The following is a 26,162-nucleotide window of genomic DNA, read 5'->3' as shown; positions in this document are numbered from 1 at the left end:
AACGAATGAGGAAACCAATATTCCTAAGTCTTTTGATAACGCCTATAACTTTAAATTTAAAGAAGAGAATAAGAATGAATAATGAAAACTGTTCTTACAACAATGCTGAGCGCTAGCCTTATTTCCACACCAATATTTGCACAGGATATGGTAAAAGATAGCGTTACTGAAGGTTCACATAATCAACACCACAGTTCAGACAGCAATGCGACTTCATCTGCTGATATGCCGATGATGGATATGATGCAGAACATGGAAAATCACCAGCAGATGATACCGCAAATGTATGCCATGATGACTGAAATGCATTAGATGATGTCTGAGAAAGGTTGCGACAAAGTAATGCAAAAAAATATGATGGAAAAAGAAAGCTAGTTACCGATTCCATGTATAATTAAATGTTATCTATGAAGTCGCAGAGTAAACGAATCTTCTTGCTTTAAATACCGCTATTGAGGTAGCAAGAGCGGGGGACATGGCTGCGGGTTGCCGATGAAGTAAGGCTACTTGCGCAGCGAACTCGAGAGTCAATAACTCAAATACATACCATTATTGAAAAACTACAACATGGAATTTAAGATGCTGTTCAAACAATGAACGATGGTAAAAATCAGACCCTGTCCAGTGTTGAATAGGGTCGATTTATGGGAGATGCACTATCGGCGATTGAAGAGTCTGTGTCGATTATTTCTGATATGAATACTCAAATTGCTAGTGCTTCTGGTCAGAAAAGTGTCGTTGCGGAACGTGTCTGTGAACATCTTGAATCCGTTGGTGAAATTGCTCGTAGAAATACAACAGCTATTGGTGGTTTATCAATTCAACTGAGTAAGCAGATCAGCTTTATCAATCAGAAAATTATTTGGAGAGTGCCTACCTATCCCTGTTAACTTGTTGAGGGCTTTGCCCAGAGCGTAAGTCTCCCCAACTTGTGCATTGTAATTATGAAGAGTGAGTGAGGCTCCAAGTAGCTGTTTCACGCGATACATTGCGGTTTCTTAGAGTGAACGCCTGTGATAACCATACTTCTGTTTCCACTTTTTGTTCGATCCATTAAGTTTCTGGCAGCTAACCGCCAGATTGTGTGGATGGCCCTTTCCTAGAAGGCGGCTCCCTCACGTGGAGGGATTAAAGGGATAGCTTTCTTAACTCTAATCGCCCTGTGACACTCCCTTGTATCGTATGCGCCATTTCCAGAGATCTCCTTGATGGCTCGGCGTGTTTGTTTTAGTAGTACCTCATCATCTGTTACGCCTGATAGTGTCAGCTCAGCTGCGATAATTTCATGAGTATCGGTATCAACAGTAAGATGGAGTTTGCGCCAAGCTCGACGCTTACTATTGGTTCCATGCTTTTTCACTTTTTCCATTCGCCTTCACGTATACTTGGAATCCAGTTGCATCAATTGCTAGGTGCTGAATAGCGGCCTTAAAGGGTAAGGCAAAGGTGCGCTTTACCATGAGAGTCGTTGTGATAGCTAAATCACTAAACCTACGTGGTCTTCCACGTCTATCCTGTTTAGGTTGTTTCCACTCAGTTATCGCCTCTTCGTCAATCCAAAACGTGAGTGAACCTCAGTTGACTAAGGAGTTATTGTACTTGGGTCAGTTAGTGGTTTGGTAGCGAGGTTTTTGCATGAAATCAAAGTCAGTGAATGAATATCCCGGATCTGCTCGTAAGATTTAGTTCATTCGATTTCTGCAACAAAGCTAGGAAGATCAACAAATATGAAAATTGGTGCCTTCTTCCTTAGGTCTATTGCTAGTAGTTCATATCAGTACTACTTGTTTCTTTGGTGAAAAGAGCGAACCAGATTTTTCGTATTAGATAGAAATAATGTTTATTAAGTAGTGGTAATAAAAAAGCTGAGCCTAATGCTCAGCTATAAATGGTACAGAAAAAGAATAAACCTCAAATGTTCCCATATGAGTAAGCAGTGGATTCCAGTATAAATAAAATATAATGAATTATTCCTGACCAAAGAATGACAAATTTGTCATGAAATAAACCATAAAGATAAGACATAACGCCATTGTTCTTAATTAGTAAGTACAGAAAAATTAATAGGCTTAGAGGCAAAGGTTAAACTTTACGATGCAGAGGGTATTTTTCATCTCTTATTTATCCCGTGATCATTGAAGATGCTTGATTTCTCATTAAATTAGGATTGTTGGAGTGCATGATGAATACATCTGTTAGAATCCGTCTTAAGCGTTGGTTTTAGTTATGAGGATGAAATTTGATCACTCATGTGGTCGCCCTGGTTGGGCTGTTAAAGACGGTGGCCTTATTTTTAAATATACATAATCGTTCTAGTTAAGAGATGGGAAATTAATTATGGAGTACTTAGCCAAAATTTTGGTTTTTATTGTCGCCATTGAACATGTTTATATACTGATTTTAGAAATGTTTTTATGGACTAAGCCTAGAGGGTTAAAGGCTTTTGGTTTAACGAAAGAGGTTGCGGAGAGTTCAAAAGTTTTAGCTGCAAATCAAGGGCTTTATAATGGTTTTCTTGCGCTAGGCTTGTTTTTGGGATTGCTGCACCCGAATGAGGCATTTGGGCTTCAAATACAAGTATTTTTATTGTCCTGTATTTTAGTTGCCGCCATTTATGGTTATTTTACAGCAAAAAAATCAATTTTGATTACTCAAGGACTTCCTGCGTTTTTAGCCATTTTTTTAGTTTTTTTAATGGATTAATACAGGTATTTAAGGTTTCAAAAAATATCCGCCTTCTTAGAAGGCGGTTTTGCTTTATAACCCAGCTTTGATGTGATGGACGCACCTCCCTTCTAGCATTGTTGTACCACACTATAAAGGTACAGCCATTAAAAGTAGGAGTAACAACCATGTCCATTAAAGTTGTCGGTATCGATTTAGCCAAGAATTTCTTTCAAGTATGCGTATTGAATATTGACGGAACTATCTCGTCAAACCGTAAGGTTCATCGAGACAGATTGCTCCATACAATCCGTCAACTTCCAGATAATGCCCCACTGGCTATGGAGTCATGTGCATCATCACATTATTGGGGACGAGTCTTTTTAGGGCTTGGTTTTAAGGTATCACTCATACCAGCACAACATGTGAAGCCATTCGTTGGTCGGCAAAAGAACGATGCTAATGATGCAAGAGCCATTTGTGAAGCTTATTCGAGACCTGATATTCATTTTGTACCTGTTAAATCTCTTGAACAACAAGACCTGAAAGCTTTGCGCAGCGTTCGCTCTCGTTTAGTAGAACAAAGAACAGGTCTTGCTAACCAAATCAGGGGTCTAACGGCTGAATATGGGATTATTTTCCCGACATCAATAAGGGCATTGCGTAACCACTTACCACTCATCATTGAAGGTGCAGAGAATGAGTTATCCCATGTAATGAGAAACTTACTGCAAACCTTATACTGTGACTTTATCAACATTAGCGGCAAGATTGATGATGTAACTCAGGACATAATTACACTGAGTCAACAGAGTCCACGTTACAAGGTGATTAAGAATATCCCTGGCTTTGGCCCGATCTTAACTGCTGCAATTGTTAGTGAAGTTGGCTCTGGTCAACAATTTCAGAATAGTAGACAGTTTTCTGCATGGTGTGGATTAGTTCCTAAGTAGAATAGTACAGGTGGAAAGAATAGCCTTGGAGCCTTATCAAAGAGTGGGAATCGAGAGCTAAGGACATTACTCATTCATGGTGCTAGGGCTGTACTACGTTGTAGAACTTCAAGCATGGATCCTATGGGAGTTGGTTACGAGGTTTAATTGAACGACGTGGTAAGGCTAAAGCTATCGTGGCTTTAGCAAATAAGCTTGGGCGTATAGTCTGGCGTGTTTTAGTCACTGATTGTGAGTACGACGTTAATCGTGCTTTCAAGCCTATGTAATTGAAAAGGAAATTATTGAATAAGCAACTGAGTTTGCAATAGCTGATGAAAAACGGTGAATCATCCTTACTACACTCTGATTACGCAACAGGTTTATTGAAACCGTGGCTTTGAATAGACAGTAATGAGCGGAATACATCATGGCGCAGGTCGCACAGATGACCTAGAAAGACGTCGGATATATGTTAGCGACCGTACCTGAGGTCCGTCCATATATGTTGCGTAATTCAATGGAACTAAATTCAGAACCTACGATCTGATCATGTCTGGACACTCCCTCGTTTGCAAGTAAATTCAAACGGAAATGAAGGCATGCCTAAACCTCGTTACAAAACAACCTACAACCAATCACTGATTAACCGTAGTTCTCTGACCTTTTGGATTGATGAAGAGGCAATAGGAGGGGGGGGGCAAAGCAAACAGAATAAGCGTGGGAGGCCACGTAGGTTCAGTGATTTAGCTATCACTACAGTACTCATGGTGAAACGAGTTTTTTCTATGCCACTGAGAGCGTTGCAAGGATTTATCGACTCGATATTTAGGTTAGCCCATGTACCGTTAAGTTGTCCGCATTACACCTGCACCAGTCGTAGAGCCAAGCAGGTTGAGGTCTCATTTAAGACTAAAACGAGAGGAGCGATACAGCATCTAGCCATTGATGCTACTGGCCTTAAGGTTTATGGCGAAGGTGAATTGAAAGTCAAAAAACACGGGACGGATGGCAAGCGTAGAGTCTGGCGAAAGCTTCATATTGCAGTCTAGACAAGCACTCATGAGATCATTGCCGCCGAGTTAAGTTTATCAACGGTTACAGATGGAGAAGTACTACTAAAACAAACACGCCGAAGTATCCTTGAGGTGTCTGGTGATGGCGCTTACGACACGAGAGCCTGTCACACTGCTATTAAGATTAAGCGAGCCATTGCCCTTATTCCCCTAAGAGAAGGGGTCGCCTTCTGGGAGCGTGGTCACCCTCGAAATCTTGCCGTGGGTTGCCAGAAGTGTAACTATTCACCCACGAGCTATTGACGTCGGTTTATGCTAAGAACGCTGGTGTTTGATAATCCACTTTGAACATATGATGATCGATGATTTCACGCAGCCATTTATAAGCTGAGATCTGTTGAAGTTTAGCGGTCTCGATAAGTGAGAACATCCGCTCACGGAATAGATCTCCTCGATATGAGCGAGTTACGTAACAGCACTTTCTCATCAATATGTAATTTCGGAGAACTCGCTCTGCAGCCTTGTTTGTTAACGGGCATTCGGAGTCATCTATAAAGCGCCAGACCATCGCATCACCTGCGATGAGATTACGGCACCGACCCCGATATCGTTTTGAACATTGATAACTGCCGAGTTTGAGCCACTGAAGCCAGCTCTTTCTTAATCGCCTGAGTCGACGATAATATTGGTTATCGGTAGTTTTACTCTCGATATATCGATGGTGGCACCTGAATACGCTATGAGCGATTAAAGCGAGTTTTTCTCCTATTTTTTGATTTTCAGAGCAAACACTATCCTCGATAGCTATCACGTTTCTTAAGATGTGGGCCCAACATAACTGTCGCTTGGATTCATCAATATATTTGTAGGCTGAGTATTGGTCGGTGACTAAAAGGTGTGAGACAGCCTCGCCAAGTAGTCGCTTGGCCGCATGTTGGTTTCTACCGCTGTTAATCTTAATCTGGAAAAAGGCTACGTCATTACTAAGTGCAGCCCACATCCAACGTTTATCATTATTACGCTGATGTGAGGTTTCATCAGCCATAATTAGTCGGGAGGCTTTGACTGCTTCATGGATTTGTTTGTGGGTATCCGCTAAGTATTCTGTCACTCTCCCTTGAGCGGCTAATATCGCACCTGTAGAGAAGTTAAGCTGAAAGACATCTTTCAACATCGATTGTATTTTACCTATGCTTTGATGGTGTTGCGTTGCTTGGACTGAGAGAAAGCTATGCAGATTTGGCCCCATCTGAACATCAGGTACATGTTCTGGAAGCTCGGCTTGATGTTGCTCACCGCACCATGAGCACTCGCCTTTAAAGAGTTGATGTCGTTTAAAAGGCTTTCTATTTGGAATAACACAACCACCGCAGTGGCATGTTTTATTTGGTAAGTATTGCTCAACCGAGGCATTGTCTTCAATTGGATGAGGCAGACGGCGATGACCTTTATGACCTGGTTGAGCTCCTTGCTTTTTTCCAGATTTCTTCCGATTAGGTGAAGTATTCTTGGCTTTGTTATGCAAAGGCTGTTGTGATGACGGCACAGAAGAGTTTCGACTATTTTGATTTAGTCTGTCTTCAAGTTCTGCCAACTTATGCCATAGAAAATGGATGATATTTTTCGCCTCTTCAGGCGAATCGAAATCTGGCGGTGGAGGTAATGTTTTCTTATTCATACCTCCAGATTGCCACCTCAGAAAGATCACTCAAGCCGAATGTGTGATCAAGTTAACCTGGTCACAGAACTTTGGTGTCAAGGCCTCGTGGGTGAAGAGCTACCCAGAAGTTATATGGTTCAAGCGGTATGGATACCACTGACGTTCACTGTCAGAAACAGCGATGTATCGTGTTAAACAGTTGCTAGGAGGGCGACTGAGCTTAAGAAATTACAATGCGCAGGTGGGTGAAACTTACACGATGATAAAAGCGTTGAACAAGCTTACTGGGTTAGGTATACCTGAAACTTGTCATATTGACTAAGAAACACACGAAACGGGCGGCTCTGTCTCTAAACTAAATTACGCAACATCAAAGCCGCTTACGTTCGCAATCACCGAAATACGCATTTGAACTCGCTGAAATAACCTGATCTATGGTGGGGTTAGTAGAAAGTGAAAAAGTATGGCACTTGACGGAGGTACGAATTTTGAGTAAGTTATTTTAACCGCCAATTAAGACGGTTGGCATTCCCATAATTATTGTGCCACCATGTGCGGTAAGATCCCCCATCCTTGCCGCTGGTTTATTATTAACTAATACTGTTCCACTGCCTTTTACCACGATGTCTGGTGGCCCTACACAAATACATATTTGACCAAGCGTTGCTGCTGGCAAATTACCTATCAGCACCGTTGTGGGTAATGGAAGTAATGGCCCGCCCACATGAGGGATGGGGACAATAGCTGGTGTCTGCATTGGGCACATATGCATGTCGGTTGCTCTTGCTGCTGGTAACATCTAGGCCTCCAACGGTTGTAGACCTACAGGAGCCCCATTACCACCTTGGGCAATGTTTAAACCCATTTCGATAAATAGTTTGTAGCGCTGTTTTGCTTGTTTACCTTCAGGTAAAACAGCGGTGAGATTGATACTACCTGCCACTGCTTGGGCATACAAATATTGAGGCGGGGGAACGATTGGATCTGAGGGGGCTGTTATACTGCCACCACTCCAAAAAGCGGCTTGAGCTGCCCAGCCTGCACCTGAATCAAGTCCGGTATTGTTTGCACTGTCTTCCGCTTGGCGACGATTAGTTTCATCGGGCACATGAACCCAAGCTTTCGCTGACAGAATCGCTTCATTCTCAACTGGGTTCCAATCAGAACGAGCCGATGCGCAGCATGTTGCCCACCATACCGATTCACGGACAGGTAAGGCATGGGCAAGATATGTGACTGCATCAGAAAATAGCTCTTGCTCAACGGCATGTGTAATTAAATCGAATGGAGAAGTATGCGTTTTGACCAGCTCCGATAGCTCGGCGCTTGGCTCAAAGAGTGATAAAATTTGTGCTGCGTCATCATACGGTACTTTTAATAATTTCATTAGTTCACCTTGGCGATAGCCCCTTGGATTTGTACCATTGCCCCAGCTTTAACTTGGGTCATTGCGCTTCCATTCAAAGTGACAAGTGCACCTTTAACATCTGTTTTTCCTTGGCCTTCAATACTAACCATAGCTGCCTTCATTTCCGCTTTCCCTTTACCGGAGATGGAAACTTGTGGCGCATCAATCTTAATACCACTAGCCGAGATCTCTATTTTACTCGCACCGACTTTGAGCTCTATTTTGCTTTTGCCAGTAATCGATACTTTACTGCCGTCTACTTTGACCGACGACTTCGCCGCAGCTTCTAAATTAGAACCTGAATCAAGCGTGATATTTTTATCACTTTTAGCGGATAAGTTGTCTTTACTGGTTACATCTAGCTGTTTCTCAGTGACGAGTTTGATGTTTTCTTTTGCTTCAATATCAATGGTTTTCTCGACTTTAGACGTGACTTTTCCTTTTACCGTGGTCGTTAAGTCATTGTTGGTATCGATTAGCAGGTCTTTTTCTGCATGGAGGTAGATGTGTTCTTTATCTTTTTGATCTTCAAAACGCAGTTCGTTGCCTTGTTTACTGCTTCCTTTCGGCGTAGAGCGTGTTTTGATTCCACTTTGCGTCGCAGAAGAGTAGGCTGGTGCGTTAGCTTTATTGTAGATTGAGCCGATAATTACTGGCCGGTTTGGGTTTCCTTCAATATATTGAATCAGGACTTCATCACCTACGCGAGGCAGAAATTGAGAACCGAACCCTTTGCTCGCTAAGCCTTGTGAAACAGGTAGCCAACAGGATGCATTCTCGTCTTTTTCCCCTTCCTTATCCCAGTGAAATTGTACTTTTACTCTGCCCAATTTGTCGCGATATATCTCTTCGTTCTTAGGGCCACAAACCGTAGCAGTATGGATGTGCTGACAAGTTGATACTGCTATTAAGCTTGGACGATAAGCCTTTTTTAGATCGGTACATAAAAATTGGTTTTCATAACTGGCTTTCCGGCCTGATTCATCTGCCGAGACCATATGGGTGATGCTAGTAATCACGTAGTCTTGATTAAAACTTGAAACCGGGTGTCGATTGAGTTTGAACTTACCACCACAGTAAAGATTAGCAATAGCGGTGCTACCAGATGCTTCATTTCGGCCACTATCAAGAGCCTCCATTTGGGTTTTTGCGGCATCCCTAATTTCACTTTTGCTTTCAAAGCCGAGGCCGTATTGATAGGAATCGAGTGTTAATGCAGAACTCGAATGTGTACTTTTACGCTCTCCGCTATTAAAAACTTCTGCTAACGTTTGTGAGTGGTCAGCTAGAGTGAGTTTCCCTGTCCCTACTTTAGATTTTAGTTTCCAGTTGGATAATTGGTTATCTGTGGGCTGCCCAGACTGATGAAAAGCTAACCCATCTTGACTACATGTTTTAAATGCTTGATTTGAATCTGCTATAACAACAATCGGTTTACTTCCACTGTGATCAAAATGGTAATGCCAACCCTCTTGCGACAATAAGCGTTGAGCGAATTGAAGATCTGTTTCATCGAGCTGAACACAGTAATCATATTTCTTTCCTGAACTACTTAGAGAAAACCTAAAATAGTTAGAAAATCTAGATGCTCCGAATAGAGAACTCAATATTTGTTTACTGGTCATCTCTTGATAGACTTTTCGATTACAACGAAATGCCAGCAGGCTCAAAGGGTCTTGTGCTTCTATCATATAGTAGAAAAGAGATTTTTCGACACTATGACCAATAAGCTCAATACTGGTCACTAAACCAAGAAAAGTTTGAGTGTTATTGTTGTTTGTGTAACTGACATGCATCACCTCGCCTAGGTTGCTGGCCGCGATTTCTCTATGGCTGGCGATAGAGGCTAAACTGAGGCTTCCTTGGGAAATGGTATCGCTTGATTCAAGGTTAGAAACAACATATTTATTATTAGCAAGTTTCATTACTATAGAACGGTTGCTATATGATAATTCACTATTAGACATAATTGTCGTGTTATTCCTATTTTTCAATCAAATTTGCCTGGTCAGTAATGTGCAACTTAATGGTTATGGTGGCGATCTGGGGTAAGGCATTATAAAGATAGATTAATTTAAATTTTATCTAATGTCGATAATATTCCGATTTTTATAACAGACAATATTAGAGTTATCTAATTAACATAAATATTAATTATAAAAACCTTTTCGTCCTAAAAGCCAACCATTTAAGGCGTAAATGCATCTTTATCATCTACCTTTTATTGATATAATTAGAATGAATACAATTGGGATTGGCAATTATGAGAAGAATAAATTGCAATAAAATATCCTAAATAATTAAAATATAATCTACGTTAGAGCTAGTCAGAATGTATTTCACTGTGTTTTAGATTTTATGTAGTTTGTTCAATTAAATTCGTATTTCGATTGTTAATAAAATAATAATAATAATAATATTAATTAATGACCTTGTTTACTCTCAGGCCTTTTGAGAGTGTTTGCTCCTTTGGGATAAAAATGCTGCTTTTAACACAAGACAATAAAGAACTGCTCACTCCAATTCATGCTGACATGCCATGTGGAGTCTACTTAAAAAACGACAAAAGTGCGTTTAGGCCTTTGCGTAATGAATTTAATGTTGCTCAAACATCATTGCGTAAGCTCAGTCAAAATCCGAGTAGTGACGATTTAGATCAACTTTTAGAAGAGAATAACCAGAATTGGTCGACGTTGGCCAAGAGCTTACATCACTGCTTTATTGAGACAACGCGTGATATAGAGCTAATAGGTTGGTTTCTTGTTTCACAGCTGTTGCTTGATACTACTCTTAATAGTACTGCCAACACGCTAGCTTGGTTCACTGAACTGGTAGAGCAACAATGGGTATCATTAAATCCAGTTTTGGCTGACTCGAAATTGAAAGCAGAGTCAGAGCAAGCTAAAGCTGCTGAGCAAACGGAAGCTAAAGTAAAAGCTTTTTTCCAAATTTGCGGTGACAGTGAGCAAAGCACCTTGTTGTATGCGCCTTTGTTACTTATGCCATTAGTGGGAAACATAACTTTTTTTGACTATCAAAGTGCCGAGCAAAAAGGAACTGTGAGTGAGTTGAAACAGCTTGTCGCGGGGTCTGCTGTACATGAGCATAATCGTATTGTCGATAAACTAGCAAATATTAGCTGTTGTTTGGAGTCGTTAGAGCAACTCCGAAAAAAAACGTTAATTTACAGCCAAGAAGCGCGTATAACGCCACCGAATTTCGGTTTTGCGAAAAATTTGTTTACTAAGTTGAACAACGCACTGCAACAGTTAACCAATATTAAGCACGAAGCTAAAAAGCCGGTGATACCCAACCAACAAATAGCCTCATCTGAGCAGGGTTCGGAGGCGAATAGTGACTTGCAACATATGACAAGTCCCGTGTCAATTCAAACAGTAACTGAACAAACCCATGTACTTATTAGTACTAATAACCTTTCAGATATCACCGATAAAAATCGCATGAATCGCGACCTCGCGTTTCATCAACTACGTGAATTATCTAACTATTTTCGTCAGAGTGAACCTCATAGCCCAGTCTCATTCTTATTGGAGAAGGCGATCCGCTGGGGATATTTGCCCCTACCGAAACTGCTTCAAGAAATGATGGAAGAGCAAGACGGGGATAGCCAAAGCAAAATTTTTAATGCAGTAGGGCTGAACCATCTCGATCAGGTATTGTTGCCGGACATAGAAGCCCCAATTGCTGCAATTAAAAAGCCTTTAGTGTCAACGACGGTAAAGCAAGTAGCTCAACCAACGAAAGCTGAAGAGTTCGTATCAGAGGCATCCCCTGCTGATACTCAATTACAACAAAAGCGTGAAGCACCAGCCCCTTCTAGTAAAACATCTCTAGAGTGGTAATGGCCCTTTCACCAATAAGGAAAGAAAAATTATGGCAAGTATTTACATGCGCGTTGAAGGCCTAAGTGTTACAGGTGGCGCAACAGCTGAAGACGTTGAAGGTCTGGAAAGTAAAAAAGATGGTTGGTTTGCGATTTCATCGTATTCATGGGGCGCAGTGCGTAACGTGTCTATGGATATCGGTAACGCAAATAACTCTGATTCAGGCATGGTAGCCATGAGCGAAGTCAACGTAACTAAAGAAGTTGACGGTGCATCTGAAGACTTGTTGTCTTACTTGTTCAGCCCAGGAAAGGAAGGTAAGACAGTTGAAATCGCTTTTACTAAACCTAAAAGTGATGGTCAAGGAACAGACGTTTACTTCCAAGTTAAGTTAGACAAAGCTCGTTTAGTTTCTTACAACGTTAGTGGGTCTGACGGTTCTCAGCCACACGAAAGCCTGTCACTTTCTTACGTGGAGATATCTCAAAAGCACCACTACGAGAAAGATGGTGGCGAGCTTGTTTCTGGTGGTCTAGTTAGCTACAGCATCCCACTAGGCAAAATGACTTCAGGCGCGAAGTAATTTACTGAAAGGTGCTTTACCTTAGGTAAGGCACCTAATTGTAAGTATTTAATCGATCTACTAGGACCCAATATATGGCGTTAAATTCACAGCACAAGCGTGTTAGCAAAAACCGTGTCAGCATTACTTATGATGTTGAAACAAATGGCGCAGTTGAAACAAAAGAATTACCTTTTGTTGTCGGCGTAATTGGCGATTTTTCAGGACATAAACCTGAATCGGAAAAAGTTGAACTGGAAGAACGCGAGTTTACGGGAGTCGATAAAGATAACTTTGATACAGTAATGGACCAAATTCATCCAACGCTTTCATATAAGGTTGACAACAAGCTTACAAATGATAACAACCAGTTTGAAGTGAGCATGAACTTCCGTTCAATGAAAGATTTTCACCCAGAAAAACTGGTTGAGCAAATCGCCCCGTTGAAACAGCTTGTTGAAACACGTAATCAACTAAAGGTCTTGCTGAGTAAAGCAGACCGTTCTCGTGATTTAGAGAAATTACTGAAAGAAATTCTTCAAAGCACTGACGCTATTCAAGGGTTAGCAGAAGAGCTAGGTCTGAATAAAGAGGGAGCGGAATAATGTCTACAGAACAACAAACTCTCGACCAAGCAAGTGCTGATGCGGCTACGGTTAGCTTTTTAGATCGAGCTCTTACTGCAACTGCCCAAACGCCAGTAGATACAACCAAAGAGCTGCTTGGTATTTTAACTTCGCAGGTACTTGAAGGTACGGTAACGTGGGATAACAACCTGACGTTAACCATTGAAAAAGCAATTAGTGCGATTGATAGCAAGATTTCTAAACAGCTATCAACTGTCATGAAGAACAGTGACTTCCAAAAGCTGGAAGGGACTTGGCTTGGCCTACAGAAGCTGGTTAAAAACAGCGAACTTGGCCCCGATTTAAAGATCAAACTGGCTGATTACACTAAAGATGAGTTGTTAGAACAGTTTGAAGACGCACCTGCGATTGATCGTAGCCGCTTCTTTACAATGGTCTACCAAGAAGAATTTGGAACCGCAGGTGGTCAACCTTACGGAGCTTTAATCGGCGACTATGAGTTTGGCTATGGCGATGAAGACGTTGCATTACTGCGTTACATGGGTGAAGTTGCTTCAGCATCGCATGCCCCATTTATTGCAGCAGCAAACGCAAATATGTTTGACTTCAATTCTTTTGCGACCTTTGCTGATGGTAAACCCGTGGCTGCCGGCTTCGATTCTCCTGCATACGCAAGTTGGAACGCATTCCGTGAAAGCGATGATTCACGTTATGTTGCGTTAACACTACCTAAAACAATGGCTCGTCAGCCTTACGGTGCAGCAACGATACCAGTAAAATTGTTTGAGTTTGAAGAACTTGAGACTCGTGATAATGGTCAGCAGATCGTAAAAAACGATTCTGATTTTGTATGGAGTAATGCAGCTTACGATTTTGGTTTGCTGTTGACTCAATCGTACACTCAATACGGTTGGTGTACAGCGATTCGTGGTACCGAAAATGGTGGTAAAGTTCAAAACCTACCTAATTTTACTCACTACACGAACGCCGGCGATCTTATTCAGCAGTGTCCAACAGAAGTTAACTTGACTGATGAGCGCGAAAAAGAACTAAGTGATCTTGGTTTCTTACCGCTTGTGCATTACAAAAATACTAACTACGCGGTATTTATGGGCGCACAAACGGCTCATAAGCCTAAGACATACGTTGATCCTGACGCGACAGCCAATGCGGCAATTTCTGCACGTTTGCCATACACAATGGCGAGTAGTCGTGTTGCTCAATATCTTAAAGTGATGGGGCGAGACCGCATCGGTTCAAACCTTGATCCAAATGATGTTGAAAACGAGCTGAATACTTGGATTCACCAATATGTGAACCCAAATGCAATCGGTAATGATGCCAAAGCGAAACATCCGCTTGTTGAAGCAAAAGTAACTGTTGAAGAGCAAGCTGGCCGTCCAGGAGCTTACTCTGCCGTTGCTTACCTACGTCCATGGTTACAAATGGAAGAGTTGTCAACCTCACTGCGCATGGTTGCAAATATTCCGGGTTAGCCCGATTCGGGGATGAAGGTCCCCGGATAGCTTTGAATTGGACAGTCTATGAATTCTCACCTTAAAGCAACAGTAATCCCCCAATTACTTTCTGATTTACCTTGGCAGGAGTTGTTACAACTATCCCAAGGGGAGGCGACTGTTCAATTCAAAGCTTTGTTAACGAAAGTTATCGCAGGAATAGATGATTCAATAAGCTGTCAATTGAATGAAGTGATGGTGCACCCACATTTTAAACAGCTTGAGTCGACGTGGTTGGGTTTAAAAAGCTTAACGCAATTACCAGTCTCAAATCGTCGAGTAAAAATAAAATTGCTCGACTTTAGCTGGAAGATGCTCTCGAGCGATCTTAATTGTTCATTTGATATTAAACATACTGCGTTGTTTAAAAAGCTTTATTCCAATGAGCTTGATACTGCCGGGGGTACGCCTTTTGGTTTAGTCGTCGTAGATCACCGAGTGAACTTTGACTTTGTTGATGATAATGATTTTGACGATCTCTACACATTGCAGCTAGTGGCCGAACTAGGTGAGCGTTCGTTGTGTCCGGTGGTATTAGGCGTTGATGAATTATTCTTAGGCGACGATGTTAATCGCCAGCTTCATGATTGTGCCCGCGCGAAACGAATTTTAGATAGTGGTGACTTTATCTCGTGGCAGTTGTTGAGAGGCAAGCCAGCCGCTCGATTTTTGCATTTAGTCTTACCAGAGTTTCTGTTGCGTAATCCGTACCAAGGTTGTTTAGCCGGGTTTATTTATAAGCAACCAAATACACGTGAAAATGCTTTGTGGGGCAATAGCGCTTATCTGTTGGCTCAAAATGTCATTCGTGAATTTGACCGTATTAGTTGGTTTGGCTTCTTACGTTCTTATAACGAAAGTGGCTTAGATGGAGCAATTGTCCAAACAGATCAAGCATTACATTGCAAGGTGAATTTGTTTGCGGAAGACGATGGCTTTTGGGCCGATCAAGGTTTTGTGCCGCTTAGTAGCCTGTATTTAACGGAACAAAAAGGCTTTTTTAGCAACCAGTCAGTCTGGAAAGCATCTAATGATACCGAGAGAATGCTCGGTATGTTACAGACGAATTTAATGGCTTGTCGTTTTGGTCATTATATTAAGGCTCAAATTCGTGACCAAGTGGGCTGTTATGACAGTGCTGCAGACTGCCGTAGAAGCTTAGAAAGCTGGCTGAAGCGTTATATTAGTGAAGTGGATTATGGTGAAGATTCTGTCATGGCTCGTTTTCCATTGAAAGCATGTAGCGTATCGATTGAAGAAGATCCACGTGATAGCACCCGTTATCAGTGTCAGATTATGCTTCAGCCTCAATACCAATATGAAATGATGGATGCTCAAATCGTGCTGACGACTTCCGTGTCAGGTCAAGACGTCGGGGAGTCGGTATGAGTATCATGGCAAAGCTCACGAAAGCTTGGCAGAACGATATCGATGCAACCCGTGACGCGATTGTCACCAATATTTGTTCGCTTATTGCAAGCCGTGCACCTATCTGGGCCAGGGTTCAGTCAGAGCAGGTACTCACGGGCACGATTGCACACCTTGGCCTCGGAAATACAGCTCGCTCACAAAGCAAGTCGAATAGCGATGTATTAGTTGACGATATAAGCGAACAAATTCGTTTATTTGAACCTCGTTTAGCTGAAGTTGAAATAGAGCTCAATGAAGAATCGGGCAAAAGTAATCTACTTCAATTCAGGATCTCTGCGGTGATGCACTCAGAGCTCGGTGATGAAGAGATTGTTTTAGACTCATTTTTAGATTTTAGCCGCAATAAACTGGATGTAAGGAAGTCGAACCTTGTCTGAATCACTACTGCAATATTTTGAGCAAGAGTTGAGCTTTATTCGTGAGGAGTCGACGCAATTTGCGGAACGTCACCCAAGTTCTGCGAGTGCTTTAGGCATTAGTAAAGATGGTGTCGATGATCCACAAGTTGCGCGCTTGATTGAAAGTGTCGCCTTGATGAATGGTCGCTTACAAAAACGTTTAGACGAAACATTTCCAGAATTTACCGATAGCTTAGTTCGTCTATTGTTCCCCCACTTTTTGCGCCCAGTACCTTCTTATAGCGTATTGAATCTTGAGGTAACTGACGAAGCAACAGCGACCCATAAAATTCCAGCACACACCGGGTTTGAAGTGGGTAACGAAAGCAATAAAGCACAATTTCGGACGACAACTGATATTACGCTTTACCCGATAACAATCGATCAAGTTGATGTGACTTTTGCGCCATTTGAAACAGCTAAACCTGTTGGGGCAGAGCACGCTAAAGCCTTAATAGAGTTGACAATCAGTACGGTAGATGAAGCTGGTGAAATTGGCCAGCTCGCGCTGGAACAATTGACCTTAAACTTAAAAGGTGAAAGTAGCTACGTATTAAGGTTGTTTGACTTGTTGGCCCAAGGGACCTCACAAGTGTGCATCAAAACTGAACGCGAAGGCTCTAACCAAGAACCAATCGATTGTTATCAAACTCTGGGTAACAAGGTGTTGCAGCCCATGGGGTTTGACGTTGATGACACGATTCTGCCATATCAAGCGGCAAGCTTTGGGGGCTTTAAACTATTGACGGAATTTTTTGTATTTTCCGAACGTTTTAACGGATTTACAGTACAGCTTGGCGATGCGTTAAAAGGCGTAGGTAACACGTTTACGTTACAAATTTATATTGATGAACTCAGTGTTGATGTAGCGCGTAGCTTGAACCACGAACATTTTTCTCTGTTTTCAACGCCTATCGTTAATTTGAACCGAATGGTTGCCGAACCTGTAGAAGTGGATTTTGCGCAAAAGCAGTACCCAATCGTGTTAGATGCGAGCCAGGGGCATGACCTTGAGCTTTTCTCTGTTGATGAAGTGAACGATGTGACGGATATTGATCCTGAGATCGTTCCGCAAATATATAGCGAAAAGTACACGGGGTCAGAGTCGGGCCTACGTTGGCAACTGATGCAAAAACTGCATGAGAATGGTGGGCTAGAAAGTGCATTGAGTGTGGCTGATCTTAACCATACTAGTGCCAGCGGTGAACGTCGTACTTGGCTTGTTAATGCAACTGTGAGCAACGGTCATAACGTTGGTTCGTTGCCAATCAATAGCCAAATTAGTTGCATGGAGTCATTGACGATTCCCGCTGAAATGAGCCTGTTGCGTCGACCTTCTCAGCCGCTGCGCCAAAAAGATAACGCCAAAAACGTTTGGTCGTTACTGTGCCATTTACATTTTAACTACCATGCGATTCTAGGTACGGAAGACCCTAAATCAACATTGAAAAATGTATTTGAATTATACAACCACAATCAAAGTTCGCAGAATCAGCAATACATTGAATCTTTAGTGTCTATTGAGCAAGAGCAAGTGGTCGCGCCAATTCGAGTTTCTGGACGCACGTGTTTCGCTTACGGAACCAAAATTGTAGTGACGCTGGATAACGCCAATGTAAACGGTGGTATCGCCTTGTTTAGCCATTTGTTGGATCGTTTTTTTGCCTTTTTTGCTGGCTTTAATAGTTTCACTCAGGTGGATATTCGACTGGAAGGTCAAGACGGAGTGTATATGGCTTTTCCACGTCGCACTGGGTGTAAGAGTTTACTGTGATGATGGTGGCTAACGCAGTTCCCGATGCTGAGCTAGAGCGCTTGTGGCAACAGTTTAAACATAAGGCTGATACTTTAGGTCAACGACCTCGTGTTCGTTTTAGTGTTGAGACTTTGCCTGCCCACTATCAAAGCCAAGTTACGCAGGTGTATGCTAACTCTTCAAATAGCTATGTGGTGAAAACATCATTACCTGGTTTATCTGGCAGTCAAGGCTGTATGCCGCGAGCCATGTATCAACAAGCGCTTACTGCAAAATTTGATTTAGGCAATGAGTCTGCCGTTGAGTTTTTTGACATGTTTAACAATCGTTATTTTCGCCTTTATTGCCAAACTCGTTTAAAACACGATTTAGCCAGTCAGATGGAGGAGGAGACTTTCGCTTGGAATCGTCACAAGCAAGCATTGACCACGATGCTGGCGAGTCTGTCAGGTGCAATTGAGAATAACTCTGCGCTGCCCAAGAAAAATTTGATTCAATACAGCGGCCTGTTGGGCTTGAAGTTGACGTGTTCTGTCACGTTGAAAAGTTTGTTGGAAGACTACTTCGAAGCAGAGTTCGACATCGAACATGGTGAACTTGAATATCACACGTTAACACCATGTTCATTACCCAAACTGGGCAGCTCAGGCCAAAACACTCAGCTGGGTATGGGAACTTTGCTTGGCAAAACCACGCCTATGTTAGGCCAGAAACTGAATATTAAAATTCGCCCCCGAGATTACAGGCATTACTTAGAGATTCGACAAGACTCGAAAATGGTTAAAGCCATAGAACACCTTGTACGTAGCTATATGGGCGTGAACATAAAATACAACCTGTATATGAGTGTGAACAGTCAGTACCTGCCGCGAGTTAGGCTGACGAGTAAACCTAACCAAGGCGTAAAAATTGGTCAGTCGGCTTGGATGAATAGCCGAGATAACAATAAAAAACACGTAGAAATGCCACTTACTATCTAAGGCGTATTCCTTAATCAGGACAGATGATGATAAATATTGAATTACAAAGTTTAGTTAAGCGACTTGCTCCAAATGTGAAAACTTCGCTAGAGCAAGCAGCAGGTGATTGTGTAAACCAAGGGCATTATGCTATTGAGCTTGAACACTGGTTTATTCAAATGCTTCAGCTGCCGGCTCAAGGTTGGTCCGCCGCGATAGACAAAGTGTCCATTGCTAAAGAGAGCTTAGTTGAGCAATTAAAAGATCGTTTATCGACTTTATCACGTGGCAATGATACATCGCCTTCGCTGTCACCTCAGTTGGTCGAAGTGATTAAAGATGCGTGGATGATTGCTTCTCTTAATCACGCTCAATCTGTTGTAAACGAGTACCATATCTTGCTGGTGCTTAAACAGCGCCTTGATCAAGGCGCTTATAACGGTCCATTAAGTGTTTGGCTAAAAGCCCTTTCAACCGAATGGCTACGAGCACAAGCGCAGGTTACTTCAAAACCCAGTAGTCAAGCAGCAAACTTTGCCCAAAACATGGAGCCAGCTTTCAACGATGCAGGCACGCCCGCGCTGGATAAATACTCGCAAAATTTAACTCAATCGGCTCGCGATGGAAAGCTAGACCCGATTTCAGGCCGTGGTGATGAAATTCGTAAATCGATCGATATCCTTTGTCGCCGTCGCCAAAATAGCCCAATCCTTGTTGGTGATCCTGGCGTTGGTAAAACTGCGATTGTCGAAGGACTAGCACAACAAATCGTCGATGGAAACGTACCGCCAGTTTTAAAAAATGTTGAATTGCGTAGCCTAGACTTATCTTTATTACAGGCAGGTGCAAGCATTAAAGGCGAGTTCGAAAACCGCTTGAAAGATGTGATTAATGAAATCAAACAATCTGAAACACCAATCATCATGTTTATTGATGAAGCTCATACCTTGATTGGTGCTGGCGGTGCTGCAGGTCAAAATGATGCAGCTAACATTCTTAAACCTGCACTGGCGCGAGGTGAATTCCGCTCTCTCGCAGCAACAACTTGGGCCGAATACAAACAGTATTTTGAAACTGATGCGGCGTTGACGCGTCGTTTCCAAGTCGTGGCAGTGGGTGAGCCTAATGAAACGGATGCGGTGCACATGTTGCGTGGGGTGAAAAAAAGCCTAGAGAAACACCATAATGTAAAGGTAATGCAAGAAGCGATCGATGCTGCGGTCTCTCTTTCTATTCGTTACCTTCCTGAACGCCAATTGCCGGATAAGGCGATCAGTCTTCTGGATACCGCTTGTTCACGTATCGGTTTAAGCCAAAGCGCGACCCCAAGTCAACTCGAAGCTACTGAAGAGAAAATTCAATACACCAGAAACGAGATCGATACTTTGTTACACGAGTCTGCGCTGTGGTCGATTGAAGACGAACGCTTAGGCCAAGCCCAAGAAGCCTTACTTGAATTGGAACAGAATCGTAAAGATCTTGCCGATCGCTGGGAGCAAGAAAAGAGTAGCGTCGAACTGATTATTGAGCTGCAAACTGAGCTTGATTCCTTGTATGTAGCAGGTGAAGACATCTCAAGCCACGCGAGTAAAACTCAACTTGCCAGTGAGATGGATAAACTTCGCGAGCTGCAAGGCGAGCAACCGTTAGTATTGCCGCAAGTTTGTCATCAAACAATCGCTGAAGTGGTTGCGTTATGGACAGGGGTACCTGTTGGTAACATGCTGAGTGGAGAAGTTGATTGCTTAATGCATCTAGAAGACAAAATAGGTGAACGAGTTATTGGCCAAACAACCCCTATTGCCGAGATCTCTCAAGCCATTCGCATGTCTCGTGCTGGTTTGACTGACCCGCGCAAACCTGTGGGGGTATTTTTAATGTGTGGGCCAAGTGGCGTTGGCAAAACTGAAACCGCTTTGGCACTTACGGATCTACTGTACGGCGGTGAACGTAACGTCACCACCATCAATATGACGGAGTTCAAAGAAGAGCATAAAGTCTCCATGTTACTTGGTTCTCCTGCTGGCTATGTTGGTTATGGCAAGGGCGGGGTATTAACTGAGGCTGTACGTAAGAACCCGTACTCAGTCTTACTGTTGGATGAAATGGAAAAAGCTCACCCAGGCGTGCATGACATCTTCTATCAAATTTTTGATAAAGGATCTATTTCTGATAGCGAAGGTCGCAATATCGATTTTCGCAATACCATCATCATCATGACATCAAACGCGGCAGACAGTGCAGTGGTTAATGCTTGTGCGCAAGAGCGCCCGGCTGTTCCTGAATTAACGCAAACGATCTTTCCTGAGCTGCAGAAGTTTTTCAAACCTGCGTTTTTAGGGAGAGCAACCATCGTGCCTTATTTCCCACTGAATGATAATGAAATGGCACAGATCGCGAAATTGTCTCTACGCCGTATTGAAAAGCGTGTTCGTGAGCATTACAGCGCTAGCTTTGAATACTCGCCACAAGTTATTGAGCTTCTAGTTCAGCTTAACCAATCTCCAGAGACTGGTGCACGTGCTATTGAACAGTTGATTAACCGTAAATTGATGCCGGAACTGGCCAATAATTGCATTGTGAAGATGAGCAATGCGGAACCAGTCAATTCGGTGTGTGTGTCGGTGGTGGATACCCAATTTGCTATTGATATTCAATAGCTCGAACTTTTTTAAGTGGCAACTTACTCAGTGTAATTCACCCTTAATAAGAGCACTAAAATACAGAAATAAATAAACAACTTGCAAGGCCCGCAGAGGCCTTCTGCTTATAACAACAATAGAGTTAAACCAATTTGCTACCCGTCCATTGTGTAGACAGTGAGTTTGGGTGTAGCAGTGTTACAGGGAATTAAATATGAATACCGAACTATTTTCATTGGCTCAACTCGAGTGGATCCGCAATAACGTTAATATTGCGGTGATCCACGGCGGCGATAAGTCGCAGGTCGGTAGCTATATTTTTGAAAATTTAAGCCCACGTTCGACTAAAACCTACGAACCCGTGGCGCATGATATTGCGAATGCATTGCGCGAGTCTGGTTTTGAATCGGTTGATGTGTTGGCTGAAGATATTGACCTAGCGAAACAGCTAGAAAGTAAAAAAATCGATCTTGTGATTACTAATAGTGGTGGGTTACAAGGTTTTGATTCTATGTGTCACCTTCCTTCAACGCTTGAAATGCTTGGAGTACCCTATGTCGGTCACTCACCGATGACTGCGGGTATTCTTGATAACAAGCATTTGTTTAAACATGAAATCAAAGCGGCTGGCTTACCGACAGCGCCATTTATTACCATAGGTATAGATGAAGATTTTGACAGTGAAAGCAACCAAAGTGCGTTAGACGGTATTGCTCGCGGCTTCCCACAAGGGTTTGTCGTTAAGCCTGTTTCTGGTCGCGCGTCGATTCATGTTTACCCGGTGTTTGAACGCTCTGAGCTTAAAGCTGTAGTGAACAAAGTTCGTAACGCGACTAACAATATTGTCATGATAGAACCTTACTTATCTGGACGAGAGTTTGTTGTTGCAGTGGCAGGAGAATACGTTTTCAAGCAAGGCGCATTAACTCAATCTAACCTACCGCTTGCATTTTCAGTTACAGAACGTGTATTAAAAGTGGATGAACCCATCTTTACTTCTATGGATGTTAAGCCAATTACTCAAGACCGCTTAGTTGCCGTTAACGATCAAACGCTGCGTACGGAGCTAGCAGAGATCGGTCAGAAAATCTATCGACAACTGGGCCTACAAACCTTGGTAAGAGTTGACTTACGTATGGATGACGAAGGAAACCTATACGTACTTGAAACCAACCCTAAACCAGATTTAAAGCGCCCAGAAGGGAGTAAAGTAAGTTTAGTGTGTCACGATCTCGCACGTGAAGGTATGAGCTACACAGATCTCATTCAGTCGCTAGTATTTAACCGTTTGTCATTTTTGAAAGCCAAGCGACCAAGTGCACTTAAACACTGTTTACCCCCTCAGTTTGATGACCTGGCGGGCGTATAGTAGTGGGTTTGAATGCAGTCAGGCAGCATAGCCGCCTAATTTTAGGCGCCTTACTTGTTGTGCTTTCGTTGTCTTTAATTTTTACCGTGGGTTACGCACAAGCCCTGAAAAGTTATCAGCAGCAAAGTCGTGATGCGGTGATGGCGCAAACGGAAGCCGCGCGTATCGGTTTGGAGCAAATTCTAAGTTCAGGAGTGCCATTACACGACATCGCTGGCTTAGAAAAAGTGCTTTCTCCGATTGTCGATGCTGACCGTTCGGTGGTAGATATTCGCGTTATTTCAGGCTCACAAGAGTTGTATCGTTATACGACTAGTGAGTTTGAAGGAAGCCAAATATCAATACCGTTACGTAACAAGTTTACTCAGGTTGGCTCGTTAGAGATTTTGATCAGTAACGTAGAGATCACTAAAGCTATAAGCGAAAGTTTTGCTCCCATGGCGTGGTTGATCGCTATCTTGGTTGCGCTATTTGTATTTATGGTGATACAGGGTCAACAGGCCAAAATCTACTTCACTGCGTTTGGCATTGTATTTATAGCGATGTCATTGAGCGTGATTTTGATGGTTGGCGCATTGTATAAGTCTGGTCTAGAGAATAAAGCCAATTCGATGGCGAATATTGTCACTCAACGTTTGGCTCCTATTTTGACTTTAGGTATTGATCCACAAAGAGTTAGTGGAATTGATGAGATGTTGGTGAGCTTCCGTCAGTCTAATCACGAGGTGTCTAGTATTGCTGTTGAACAGCATTCAAACGTGATAGCAGTTAGTAGTGCGCAGTCAGATATGATGTCGGCAGAAAGGTGGATTGAATTCCCTATTGCCGATTCAATGGGCAATCAGGTGATCATTTCGTTTCATCCTAAAGTGCTATTATCTCGATTACTTAATATCCTAAAAAGTTTTGCTATTCTTTTTGCTGGTTGCGCCTTTATTTGCTTTTCATTTATTCGCTTGCTCAGTCGCAGTGAAAGCGATAGCCACTCATCGCTGGTACTAGCTCAGGTGAAACCGCTGTTGTTGGTGACGGTGCTGATGGAGTCATTAATGGCACCAGTATTGCCACAGTATTTGGCCGATGTTGCAAGCGCGGCTGGTGTCTCTGAAAGTTGGACGTCTTACTTCTTCACGTTGTATTTCGTCGGTTTTGCTTGCTCGTTATTGCCAGTCTCTCGGTTAGTTGAACAGTTTGATATCCGTCGCGTATTGGCTGCGGGTATCGTTTTGTCTAGCTTAGGCTGCATTTTACTCATCTACCAAAACTATTTGGAGTTAGTTTTGTTTGCTCGCTTCATTTCTGGAGTGGGACAAGCAACGATTTTTGTTTCTATTCAAGCTTATGTTTTACGATTTAGTGAAAAAACAAATAAGACTCAAGCTGCCGGTATTATTGTATTTTGTTTTAATGCCGGGTTCATTTCTGGTGCAGGTATTGGTGCTTTGCTTGCCGATACCTTGGGTGTCAATGGTATCTTCCTATTGTCTACTTTTGTAGGCGGATTGATGTTTCTCTTTTGCTGGGTTTTACCGTCAATGCTGCCGAGCGCAACGAGTAACACTAGCTTAAAAGAATCGTTTAACGTGATGTTAAACGGTTGTACTTCATTGATGCGAATCCCTTCGTTCATGCGAACAATGGTGTTGGTGGGTATTCCAACCAAGATGGTGCTGACCGGCGTGGTATTTTTTGCCGTTCCTTTTTTACTTAGTGATAAAGGTATCGAGAAAGAAAGTATTGGTCAGGTTTTGATGTCATATGCTTTCGCTGTGTTGTTCGTGAGTGGCAAAGTGTCACCAATGATAGATCGTATAGGTTCGACAAAATGGGCTTTGTGTTTAGGCAATGTGGTTGGAGCCCTCGCACTTGCGTTACTTGGTTTTGTATTTGTGATTGAAGATACCACTTATGCTGTGATCGTTGCGACAGTGGCGATGTTAGTTATGGGGATTTCACACGGGTTTATTAATGCTCCTGTTGTTACGCATGTAGTTAGTACTACTGCAAACCATGCGAACAACGACGCAAACTTGGTGGCAACAACCTATCGTTTTCTTGAGCGGTTAGGTCACGTTATGGGAGCTATTATTGTTGGTCAGCTATTAGTATTGCTGGGTGAAAAATCAGCATTTTGGGTCTTAAGCCTGTTCTTTGTCGTAGCTGCGGCTGTGATGTGGTTATTCGACCGTAAAAAGCCAGCCAATATGCTAGCGGCCGTTGAAAATAGCGCGGAGACTGGGAGATGAAATACACGAAATTCAAAAAAATGTTGAGTGTGTTGTTTGTAATGCTTTCGCTGTCCTTCTCTGTGTTTAATGCGCCATTAACTAACGCGGAGTTACCGAATTGGTTAGGGAATGAGCTCGCTCAGTCGAGCCGTGAATCTTGGGTGTCGTCGAGTAATCAAGATTATGTTGATTTTGTACCACGCGATAAGTATCCAAGGATCTGGGTACTTGTTTCCAGAAAAGCACATTCTTACGATACTGCTCTCGCTACTATGCTGAAGGTGTATAGGCAGGAGCTTGCAAATACACGCTTTCGGGTGTTTTTGCTACCTGAGAGCGATAGTGACCTTATTCAATGGACTAAGCGTGCAGAAAAGAGTGCAGATTTGATCTATACCGTTGGCTCTAAAGCAACGGTTAAACTACACAAGCTTTATGCTGGCCAGCGTTTACCTGTTGTCTCGGTAAATGCGAAAGACCCTGTTCTACTTGGTTTAACTAAAGGCTATCAAACTAGCGGTAATAATTTTGCGTTTACTTCACTTAACTTGCCTGCCGATGTTACGTTGAGTTTTATTCTTAAATTTATGCCTCAGTTAAAACAGATTGGTGTGCTTTATACGAAGAAAAATACCAGTGCCTACGTTACTCAATATTTGCCTTTAAAAGAAGAGGCGGAGCAACTAGGGATCGATATCGTACCATTTGAAGTCAATGACAGTGAAAGACGTACATCGTTAACTGAGGTTATGCAAACCAAGGTTGCCAAAATGGAGTCAGCGTCGAATGGCAAAAACGACTCTATATTGTGGCTAACGGGTAGTTCGAGTTTGTTAGAACGAGTGGATGTAATCAACCAATATGCGCAAGGCCTGCCATTGCTGACTGTTGTGCCTGATGCTGTAAACGATACCAAGCAGAGTGCGCTGATGTCTGTGGGGGTGAGTTTTGAAAACAACGCACACCAAGCGGCACTCTACGGGATTCGTATTTTACGTGACAATATTGAGCCTCATCGTCTTCCTGTTGGAGTGCTATCACCCCCAGATATTTCAATCAGCTTCCAACAAGCAGAAAAAATTCAAGTTCAGATGCCATTCGTGTTGATCGAAATGGCCAGTGATCTTTATGCGCAAGACGGACATGCTATTCGTTCTTCAGGCATGGCAATGGAGGGGGAGCGGTGAG

Annotated in this window: 19 protein-coding genes and 4 pseudogenes; 18 read left to right on the top strand and 5 right to left on the bottom strand. The window is 42.6% G+C overall.

Translation table 11 applies throughout. From position 1 onward, the window contains the following. Positions 1 to 81 precede the first annotated feature (81 nt). A complete protein-coding gene (locus OC193_RS25820; RefSeq protein ID WP_048659221.1) occupies positions 82 to 312 on the top strand; it encodes a hypothetical protein in 231 nt (76 codons plus the stop codon). A gap of 332 nt (positions 313 to 644) precedes the next feature. Continuing rightward, positions 645 to 890 (top strand): hypothetical protein, encoded by a 246-nt coding sequence (locus OC193_RS25810; protein WP_055318343.1) that lies wholly within the window; start codon positions 645 to 647, stop codon positions 888 to 890. Here the strand turns inward: OC193_RS25810 and OC193_RS25805 are convergent. Beyond that, a pseudogene (locus OC193_RS25805) lies at positions 816 to 1,637 on the bottom strand (IS5 family transposase). The gene OC193_RS25810 and the pseudogene OC193_RS25805 overlap by 75 nt on opposite strands. 700 nt (positions 1,638 to 2,337) lie before the next feature. Between OC193_RS25805 and OC193_RS25800 the strand changes: the two are divergent. The 3 genes and pseudogenes from OC193_RS25800 to OC193_RS25790 form a co-directional block, all read left to right on the top strand. Then, positions 2,338 to 2,703, top strand: coding sequence for a DUF1304 domain-containing protein (locus tag OC193_RS25800; protein WP_048659220.1), 366 nt, complete (start codon positions 2,338 to 2,340; stop codon positions 2,701 to 2,703). Between the two features lie 149 nt (positions 2,704 to 2,852). Beyond that, positions 2,853 to 3,886: pseudogene (locus tag OC193_RS25795) on the top strand (IS110 family RNA-guided transposase). A gap of 312 nt (positions 3,887 to 4,198) precedes the next feature. After that, positions 4,199 to 4,888, top strand: a pseudogene (locus OC193_RS25790) (IS5 family transposase); the annotation flags it as partial. A 34-nt stretch (positions 4,889 to 4,922) separates the two neighbouring features. Here OC193_RS25790 and tnpC read toward each other — a convergent pair. After that, complete coding sequence (gene tnpC / locus OC193_RS25785; RefSeq protein ID WP_048668523.1) at positions 4,923 to 6,290, bottom strand: IS66 family transposase; 1,368 nt, start codon at positions 6,288 to 6,290, stop codon at positions 4,923 to 4,925. A 115-nt stretch (positions 6,291 to 6,405) separates the two neighbouring features. Between tnpC and OC193_RS25780 the strand changes: the two are divergent. Then, positions 6,406 to 6,594, top strand: a pseudogene (locus OC193_RS25780) (IS5/IS1182 family transposase); the annotation flags it as partial. Between the two features lie 180 nt (positions 6,595 to 6,774). Here OC193_RS25780 and OC193_RS25775 read toward each other — a convergent pair. The 3 genes from OC193_RS25775 to OC193_RS25765 are packed head-to-tail and all read right to left on the bottom strand — an operon-like array spanning position 6,775 to position 9,647. Next, a complete protein-coding gene (locus OC193_RS25775) occupies positions 6,775 to 7,071 on the bottom strand; it encodes a PAAR domain-containing protein (protein WP_048661425.1) in 297 nt (98 codons plus the stop codon). Beyond that, the gene (locus OC193_RS25770) at positions 7,072 to 7,659 is read right to left on the bottom strand and encodes a DUF6931 family protein (protein ID WP_048661426.1); all 588 of its coding nucleotides are present in this window, start codon (positions 7,657 to 7,659) and stop codon (positions 7,072 to 7,074) included. Further along, positions 7,659 to 9,647, bottom strand: coding sequence for a type VI secretion system Vgr family protein (locus OC193_RS25765; protein ID WP_048661427.1), 1,989 nt, complete (start codon positions 9,645 to 9,647; stop codon positions 7,659 to 7,661). Before OC193_RS25765 ends, OC193_RS25770 begins: the two co-directional genes overlap by 1 nt. A gap of 513 nt (positions 9,648 to 10,160) precedes the next feature. Between OC193_RS25765 and OC193_RS25760 the strand changes: the two genes are divergently transcribed. From OC193_RS25760 to OC193_RS25705, 12 genes are all read left to right on the top strand, one after another. Continuing rightward, positions 10,161 to 11,543: a type VI secretion system protein TssA gene (locus OC193_RS25760; protein ID WP_048661428.1), complete on the top strand. Its 1,383-nt coding sequence runs from the start codon at positions 10,161 to 10,163 to the stop codon at positions 11,541 to 11,543. A 31-nt stretch (positions 11,544 to 11,574) separates the two neighbouring features. Beyond that, positions 11,575 to 12,108, top strand: coding sequence for an Hcp family type VI secretion system effector (locus OC193_RS25755; protein ID WP_048661429.1), 534 nt, complete (start codon positions 11,575 to 11,577; stop codon positions 12,106 to 12,108). 74 nt (positions 12,109 to 12,182) lie between these two features. Continuing rightward, complete coding sequence (gene tssB, locus OC193_RS25750; RefSeq protein ID WP_048661430.1) at positions 12,183 to 12,692, top strand: type VI secretion system contractile sheath small subunit; 510 nt, start codon at positions 12,183 to 12,185, stop codon at positions 12,690 to 12,692. Next, positions 12,692 to 14,170 carry a type VI secretion system contractile sheath large subunit gene (gene tssC / locus OC193_RS25745; protein ID WP_048661431.1) on the top strand — a complete coding sequence of 493 codons (1,479 nt, stop codon included), beginning with the start codon at positions 12,692 to 12,694 and terminating at the stop codon, positions 14,168 to 14,170. Before tssB ends, tssC begins: the two co-directional genes overlap by 1 nt. A gap of 48 nt (positions 14,171 to 14,218) precedes the next feature. Next, a complete protein-coding gene (locus tag OC193_RS25740) occupies positions 14,219 to 15,580 on the top strand; it encodes a type VI secretion system contractile sheath domain-containing protein (RefSeq protein ID WP_048661432.1) in 1,362 nt (453 codons plus the stop codon). Beyond that, positions 15,577 to 15,999 (top strand): GPW/gp25 family protein, encoded by a 423-nt coding sequence (locus tag OC193_RS25735; RefSeq protein WP_048661433.1) that lies wholly within the window; start codon positions 15,577 to 15,579, stop codon positions 15,997 to 15,999. The genes OC193_RS25740 and OC193_RS25735 overlap by 4 nt, the downstream gene beginning before the upstream one ends. After that, positions 15,992 to 17,794, top strand: a complete 1,803-nt coding sequence (gene tssF / locus OC193_RS25730; RefSeq protein WP_048661434.1) for a type VI secretion system baseplate subunit TssF — start codon at positions 15,992 to 15,994, stop codon at positions 17,792 to 17,794. The genes OC193_RS25735 and tssF overlap by 8 nt, the downstream gene beginning before the upstream one ends. Beyond that, positions 17,794 to 18,756: a type VI secretion system baseplate subunit TssG gene (locus tag OC193_RS25725; protein ID WP_048661435.1), complete on the top strand. Its 963-nt coding sequence runs from the start codon at positions 17,794 to 17,796 to the stop codon at positions 18,754 to 18,756. Before tssF ends, OC193_RS25725 begins: the two co-directional genes overlap by 1 nt. Before the next feature lie 26 nt (positions 18,757 to 18,782). Further along, a complete protein-coding gene (gene tssH, locus OC193_RS25720; protein WP_048661436.1) occupies positions 18,783 to 21,395 on the top strand; it encodes a type VI secretion system ATPase TssH in 2,613 nt (870 codons plus the stop codon). Between the two features lie 196 nt (positions 21,396 to 21,591). Then, positions 21,592 to 22,746: a D-alanine--D-alanine ligase family protein gene (locus OC193_RS25715; protein WP_048661437.1), complete on the top strand. Its 1,155-nt coding sequence runs from the start codon at positions 21,592 to 21,594 to the stop codon at positions 22,744 to 22,746. A gap of 8 nt (positions 22,747 to 22,754) precedes the next feature. Continuing rightward, positions 22,755 to 24,992 (top strand): MFS transporter, encoded by a 2,238-nt coding sequence (locus OC193_RS25710; RefSeq protein ID WP_048661456.1) that lies wholly within the window; start codon positions 22,755 to 22,757, stop codon positions 24,990 to 24,992. Next, entirely contained in the window at positions 24,989 to 26,161 is a 1,173-nt protein-coding gene (locus tag OC193_RS25705) for an ABC transporter substrate binding protein (RefSeq protein ID WP_080967329.1), read from the top strand. The genes OC193_RS25710 and OC193_RS25705 overlap by 4 nt, the downstream gene beginning before the upstream one ends. Position 26,162 lies beyond the last annotated feature (1 nt).

The sequence above is a fragment of the Vibrio crassostreae genome, from assembly GCF_024347415.1.
Taxonomy (GTDB): domain Bacteria; phylum Pseudomonadota; class Gammaproteobacteria; order Enterobacterales; family Vibrionaceae; genus Vibrio; species Vibrio crassostreae.
The sequence above is the reverse complement of the archived record's forward strand: the minus strand, read 5'-3'. Positions and strand labels throughout refer to the sequence as shown.